This window comes from Enterobacter cloacae complex sp. P6RS (assembly GCF_014982245.1).
Lineage (GTDB): Bacteria > Pseudomonadota > Gammaproteobacteria > Enterobacterales > Enterobacteriaceae > Enterobacter > Enterobacter bugandensis.
Genome location: NZ_JADCLB010000049.1, coordinates 1 through 3,219 on the forward strand (window position 1 = coordinate 1; position 3,219 = coordinate 3,219).

2 protein-coding genes are annotated in these 3,219 nt (G+C 43.3%); both read left to right on the top strand.

The features are described 5' to 3' along the window. Window positions 1–1,505, top strand: a 1,505-nt coding sequence (locus INF73_RS21745; RefSeq protein ID WP_227414414.1) for a PglL family O-oligosaccharyltransferase, incomplete at its 5' end; no start/stop codon positions are given. Window positions 1,506–1,748: 243 nt separating this feature from the next. After that, window positions 1,749–3,219, top strand: a 1,471-nt coding sequence (locus tag INF73_RS21750) for a PglL family O-oligosaccharyltransferase (protein WP_193547322.1), incomplete at its 3' end; no start/stop codon positions are given.

Consider the following 3,219-nt stretch of genomic DNA (forward strand, 5'->3'; position numbering starts at 1 on the left):
ATTTAATATTTCTCGTTTGGACTGGAGGAATGTTTTTTTTCCTTTCATATAAAATAAAAAATAGGCCAAGTTTTTTTGTTAGCACTGGTGGTGCTTTATTTGCCATTCCCTGGTTTTTTTACATAAGGACAAGTCCTGATGTTCTAATTTTTCTACTGGCCTTAGTGGGCTATGTCATTATTAGCTTTGAATCAATATCTAAAGTTAGCAGAGTTTGTATTCTGCAGGTGATTTTTTCATTGGCTTTATGTCAGGTTATACTTTGTTTTATTCAGTCGTTTTTACCTAATGTTGCAAAAGACTGGTATGAGTATAACTGGTTGCGTAACGGCGGCCGACCGTACGGAATATTTCAACAAGTTAATTTACTTGCCAGCTTTCTTGCTTCCGGACTTGCATGCGGTTATTTACTCTTAATGCAAGAGAAGAGAATATATCGTCAGTATGTGATAATTACAGGGCTAGCTGCAATTGCGATAATACTGGCAATTAACCAATCCAGAACGGGGTGGATTGGAGCAGTAGCGGCCATTTTATTATTGAACATCTTCTTTATAACTTCCAGACCACGGCAATGTATAGAGGGAACAGTGGCTATGTGTCTAGCCGCGGCGTTTGGAATATGGATCGTCCAGCACGTATCAGTTCTGATTAATGGCCAACATTGGACATTGTCACGCGAGTACATCAACTCAAACCATGACCGTTGGGCTATGTTGACAACGACGTGGAAAATGATAATGGATAAACCTGTAACAGGTTGGGGATATGGTGCATTTGAATCACAATATATACATTACCTGCTCGATCACCCTCAACTGAACGTAAAACACTCTAGCATTATCCCCCACCCACATAATGAACTTTTGTTTGCCTGGGTTCAGGGAGGGGTTATTGCTGTGACAGGGCTATTGTTAATGGCCGCTGGATGGATAAAATTCTTCATCAATGCAATACGTTCTGGCGCAGTCAATACTGGTTATGCTGTATTGATTATACCATTGCTGGTACATCTCAATCTGGAATATCCACTGTATCAATCATTTATACATTTGGGATTGTTTGTTGTTTTGCTGAGGCTTGCTGATACAAGAGAATTATCACAGAAAAAAGATGTGTCCAAAGCACAGAAAAATAGACTGATGAGGTTTTCTGGCGCAATTATTGGCTGCATTGTCGTTGTATACGGCATCATAGGTTTGTATGCCAATAACGAAATCACTCGTCTTGAACGCCATGAATTGGCTGCGTTTCCTGTGTCTCCGCCATGGTATTTTGAGACGCAGAGGGAACGCTCTAATTTTGATTCGATGATTGCTTTACTGGTCGACTACAACACTACCCGTAGTGAACAAGATTTAGCATTGTTTATAAAGAAAGCAACCCCATGGTTGGATTATGGTGTAGATAAAAATTTATTGGTAAGCATGATAACAATTCTTCGTTACCGAGGTGACAATGAAGAAGCCGCAAAGTTATACGCTGAATATAGTCTCATAGAGTAAGGGTTGTAAATTAATTGATCGGGGTAACCATTTTTTCTCATTGCAAAAAATGGAGCTGGCAGGCCTGATTATTCTAATGTAGTCTTGAGCCCATTAGGATATTTTTCTGTCAGCTCAATTATGTTTCTTACTTACTATAAATGGTGTGGTAATAAATTTATACATCACGTAACTTTTTTTGCATTTTCAATATTGTATTGCGGGATCCTGGCTTTCCCATGGCCAACCCTACCAGGCGGTGGAATGTCACTGTCGGTTAATTTACTAATTGGTATGATTGTTGCTGTCTGGGCACTCTGGCTTTCAAGAGTACTTTGGCGTGCCCGCTTGAAAGTCCCAAAGCCTCTAAAGCTATTGGTTGGTGGTGTTATATTGATGACGCTACCCGTTCTCTGGACACCAGAAAATTTTATAAGCGCCGCGCTTCCCCGGCTTTTTGCCTTATGGGGGATGGTGTTATTGACGGGGCTTTTATTGCAAAGCCCCGCCAGTAATAAATACAGAAGTCTGATTTACCGCGTTATCGCTATAGCTGGGCTTTTACAGGTCGGGCTATCGATATGGCAAATTTTATTGCCTGAAAGTGCGCATCTTTGGCTCGGCTATTCATTTGCAAAAGCTGACGGAAGGCCTCTGGGCTCATTTATGCAGGTGAACCTTCTTGGTTCATTCCTGTCAACGGCGACGCTTGTGGCTGTCTGGCAATCTACGGTCGCACGTACCCGTCATGGGAAGTTCACCGCCTGGGGGGCTGCCCTGGTTTTGGCTGCAGGTGTGGTAATTACTCAGTCAAGAACGGGGGAGTTAGGGCTTGGTATTGGTATGTTGGTATTTTGCCTTGCCGGATGTGGGCGCCGATTCATTGCGAGCTGTTTGCTTATTTCCATTCTTGCCCTCTTTTTGGGGCAGACAATTCTATCTTTACGCCAGACAAACCTTTCCGCAACGACTGTGGTAAGTGAAGTAGCCTCGGCTCCTCGGGGCGATACGCGACCACAGAACACAGAAGAGCGGCTTGCATGGAATCATCAACATTCTCATCGCGAACGAGAGGTAATGGTGAAAGGCGCACTGATGATGATCTCATCACAGCCAATCGCAGGGTATGGCCTGGGGACATTTGAAACTCAGTTTCCGCGAACGTTATTTATCAATGGGCTGGAAAACCCCTTTAGCGTGTCTGTCGAATACCCGCATAACGAATTGCTTTACGTATGGAGTGAGGGGGGAATACTCGCTGCAGCGGGATTAATGATATGCCTGATAACAATCATATGCACCACGATGGGAAAGAGAACTGTCATGACGCGTGGGGCTCTCCTTTTGCCCATATTGACGCATATGATGACGGAGTATCCGCTTTATCTTTCAGCTGCTCATTGCTTGCTACTGATTATTCTTTTTTGGCTTGCTTGCCCTGCGACATGCCGCAAATCGGACCGGAGAAGCACTAATAAAGTGTTTTGGCAGCGAGCTTCGCTACAAAGCATAACCTGCGTGGTATGTGTTGGCATAATGATCTTTATGGTCACTGCGCTTGAGTCCGCCCGTCAGCTGATTATTGCTGAGAAGGGAATGTTCACAACCAATGTGTTGACAGAAAAAGTTAGCAATATTTGGGCGCAAGCCGATCGTCGGCTTTTCGATACCGCAATCGGTGATCTTATACAGTTCAATCAAAGTAGAAATATTAATTTGATTAAAGATTTCCGGG